The sequence below is a fragment of the Kitasatospora sp. NPDC007106 genome, assembly GCF_040634455.1.
GTDB lineage: Bacteria > Actinomycetota > Actinomycetes > Streptomycetales > Streptomycetaceae > Kitasatospora > Kitasatospora arboriphila.
Window position 1 is genome coordinate 1 of sequence record NZ_JBEYFP010000691.1, and the last position, 3,080, is coordinate 3,080.

Sequence of the window (3,080 nt, forward strand, 5' to 3'; positions counted from 1 at the left end):
CCTCGACGGTCTCCGGGGCCAGCACGCGACGGTTGGATCGAACCCGCCTTCGACGGCCGTACGTACCGGTCCCCGCGCTTGAGGTCCAAGTGCATCGCCATGAACCAGTACAGGGTCATCGCCCGCGGGCGGATATGTGCAGTGGGCCGCGGGTGTTGATGGCGTGCCAGGCCGGTTGCCTACAGGGCTGGCCGGTATTGGTGAGCGGCGACCCTGGGCTGCTTCGTTCGGGTGATGGTTGGGTTCGACCGGTGTCAGGGATGGGCAGAGCCTGCGGCATGACGACACCCTCGATCAGGCGGCACCGCCACCGTCGCCGCCGCATGGCCGCGCCCTCCGAGCCTGCTCCTGTCGCTTCGGTTTACACCGAGCGGCCGCCGACTTCGGCACCGGACAGCGGCGACGGGTGCTGGCGGACCTGGTCGAGCGAACGGGTCTCCCAGGGCGGCATGATAATTCGGACCACCTGGCACGAACCTGCGTGCGGAACCTGGAGACGGCCATGACTGTTCCCGCAGGGCCTGGCCTGGGTGCCCGGTTTCCGCCCGGCGCTACGGTGGTCCGCCGCGACATCCACCACGGCAAGGTGTGGTCGGCCCAGCCCTACCGGGCGATCACCGACACCGGAACCGTGCTGCACCTCGCCTACTGGCCCGGCATCCGCTCACTCGCCCCCACCGCCTGGACCACCGCGCTGCGCACCGGCGACGACACCGCACGCAAGAACGGCCTGCACGATCTTGCGGCCGGTACGTGGGAGCTCGGCCCCTGGACCTGGCAGCACACTGTCGTGCGGGCGCGCTTCGAGCCGGGGGAGTGCTTCTCCCTTCATTACTTCCAGGACCCGGTGACGGCCCGGCCGTTGCGCCTGTATGTGAACTTCGAGCGGCCGGTGGTCCGGAGCGGTGCCGGGATCGACACGCTGGATCTGCTCGTGGACCTGGTGGTCGAGCCGGACCTGTCCGGATGGTGGTGGAAGGACCAGGACGAGTACGAGCAGGGGCGCCGGCTCGGGTTCGTCACGGACGCCGACCACCGGATGGTCGAGCAGGCCCGCGAACGGGCACTCGGCCTTCTGCAGGACAGGGCGGGGCCGTTCGCCGAGCCGTGGCCCGTCTGGACGCCGGATGCCGCCTGGCCCCTCCCCATCCTGCCGGAAGGCGCCACCTGCGGATCTGTGCCCCCTGCTTCGTGACGGCCTACCGGCATGTTCCGAGCGCCGACGCGCTGCGGGTGGCTGCTGTGTGCTTGTAGCCGGATCCGACGACGGCGCCAGCACGAGGGGTGGTTCCGATGCGTTCACGGCCACCCCCATTTCGGTCCTCATCCGGTGACCGCGCAGATAGGCTCCGCGGCCATGACCCCAGTCCTCCCGACCGGCCCCCGTCTGGCACTGCGCGAGATCGAACACGAGGACACCGCCGTATTCCTGGCCATCTGCGGCGACCCCGAGGCCACCCGGTACCTCAGCTTCGAGCCCCGCACCCGAGACCAGGTCCAGGCGATCGTCGACCGCTCGATGAACTTGGCGAAGGACAGCCCGAGAACTGAGTAAGGCCTCGCTGTCACCCACCTCGGCGAGCACCGGCTGATCGGGTACGCCCGCCTGGCCACCGAACCCCAACAGGCCGCCACCATCGGCTTTGCCCTCCACCAGGCGGAGTGGGGCAAGGGCCTCGGCACCGAGACCGTGCACCTCCTCTGCGAGCTCGGCGTCAACGCCCTCGGCCTGCACCGCATCTGGGCCGCCCGCTCACCGCTCAACGAGGCATCCGCGCGAACGCTCCTCCGGGCCGGTATGGCCGAGGACGGCCGCATCCGCGACCACGTCTTCAGCCATGGTGCGTGGCGCGACTCGATCACCTACTCGATCCTGGAGCACGAGTGGACTCCGATCAACGGGCTGCGCGCCGTCGGGACGGTCATGTCCGACGTTGAGGAGACACTTCAGCCTCCCAGGAGTCTGCCTGGCGGCGATGTACCACGGGGACGGTGACGTTGTGCTGACCGATCCGGCGGTGCCGCACATGGTGATCCCCGGCATCACCGAGTTCGCGCGCGGAGGGCTGCCCGACCCGCCGTCGACCGACGACGGCAACCGCTGGGTCGACGGGTTCTGCTGGCTGTACTGAGACCAGCAGTGGACCCGAGTCCTGTGGATCGGCCCAGCCACCATTGCCGGCGCCAGGCGGCGATGTACGGCTATGGGCCCTGTAACCGTGAAATCCAGGACCGGGTGGGCGGGCGGCGCCGCTTGAGGACGCCGTTACTCCGATCGCACTGGCCAGCGCGTGCCCGGGGCCTTGACGACCCGGTCGCCGATGTCCAGTGCCTGGTATGTCCGGCCGTCTACCTGTACGGCGAGCTCACGCCCCTGGTCGGTGCGGATCCGCATCATGCAGCGGGTTGTCGTGCCGTAGGTACCGGTCGAACTGCTCACCCACCGCTCGGTGACCTCCCCGGTGTAGGCATCGTCGACCGCGTTCGCCCGTTGCGCGGCGATGATCACCAGGATCAGGGCGAGCGGGCTGATGGAGAGGATCAGGAAAACGGTGTTCGACATGTGCGCCCCCCCCCCCCCGCATCGACGACGGCACAGGCCATCCACGGCAGGGTACCGCTCTTGACGGAACCAGCCCAGAAGGCATACCCAGAGCATGAGTTCGGGCCCACTGCGGGTATGGGCGCGCGGCCCTGATCCACAACGACAGCCGGCATCCTGCCTGCCCACTTCCTACCGCGAGACCGGGACCGGTGGGTCTGTACGGTCTTCGGTGTAACTCCCGATCTTGAGAGAACACCTGATGAGCGACGTGATCGTCTCCGCCGAGGCGGTTGAAGAGGTCCAGCCGGTCGAGCTTTCGCTGGATGTGCTGGACGAGCAGTTGATCGGGCAGTTGGTCGACCGTGCCCGCCTCGGCGGCATCAAGCTGACCGGTGAGGGCGGGCTGCTGCAGCAGCTGACCAAGCGGGTCCTGGAGGCCGCGCTGGAGGGCGAGATCACCGACCACCTTGGCTACGAGAAGCACCACCCGGCTGGCGCCGGGTCCGGGAACTCGCGGAACGGCACCCGGTCCAAG

The 3,080-nt window shown here is 68.8% G+C and carries 5 protein-coding genes and 1 pseudogene; 5 read left to right on the plus strand and 1 reads right to left on the minus strand.

The features are described 5' to 3' along the window. Positions 1-481: 481 nt before the first annotated feature. The 4 genes and pseudogenes from ABZ641_RS30845 (at position 482) to ABZ641_RS30860 (ending at position 2,132) form a co-directional block, all read left to right on the plus strand. Positions 482-1,195, plus strand: coding sequence for a DUF402 domain-containing protein (locus tag ABZ641_RS30845; RefSeq protein ID WP_359987100.1), 714 nt, complete (start codon positions 482-484; stop codon positions 1,193-1,195). 162 nt (positions 1,196-1,357) lie between these two features. Beyond that, positions 1,358-1,555, plus strand: coding sequence for a GNAT family N-acetyltransferase (locus tag ABZ641_RS30850; RefSeq protein ID WP_359987103.1), 198 nt, complete (start codon positions 1,358-1,360; stop codon positions 1,553-1,555). Positions 1,556-1,573: 18 nt separating this feature from the next. Beyond that, positions 1,574-1,996: pseudogene (locus ABZ641_RS30855) on the plus strand (GNAT family protein); the annotation flags it as partial. A 4-nt stretch (positions 1,997-2,000) separates the two neighbouring features. Then, the gene (locus ABZ641_RS30860; RefSeq protein WP_344628280.1) at positions 2,001-2,132 is read left to right on the plus strand and encodes a hypothetical protein; all 132 of its coding nucleotides are present in this window, start codon (positions 2,001-2,003) and stop codon (positions 2,130-2,132) included. A 134-nt stretch (positions 2,133-2,266) separates the two neighbouring features. On the opposite strand, the gene ABZ641_RS30865 is transcribed toward ABZ641_RS30860, so the two are convergent. Then, positions 2,267-2,563: a hypothetical protein gene (locus ABZ641_RS30865; RefSeq protein ID WP_344628281.1), complete on the minus strand. Its 297-nt coding sequence runs from the start codon at positions 2,561-2,563 to the stop codon at positions 2,267-2,269. A gap of 241 nt (positions 2,564-2,804) precedes the next feature. Here ABZ641_RS30865 and ABZ641_RS30870 point away from each other — a divergent pair. Beyond that, a partial coding sequence (locus tag ABZ641_RS30870) for a transposase (protein ID WP_359987106.1) occupies positions 2,805-3,080 on the plus strand: 276 nt, incomplete at its 3' end.

Bases quoted from the DNA above. Each gene is read 5' to 3' on its own strand.
- ABZ641_RS30850 (WP_359987103.1), top strand. From the start codon at position 1,358: ATGACCCCAGTCCTCCCGACCGGCCCCCGTCTGGCACTGCGCGAGATC.
- ABZ641_RS30865 (WP_344628281.1), bottom strand. From the start codon at position 2,563: ATGTCGAACACCGTTTTCCTGATCCTCTCCATCAGCCCGCTCGCCCTG.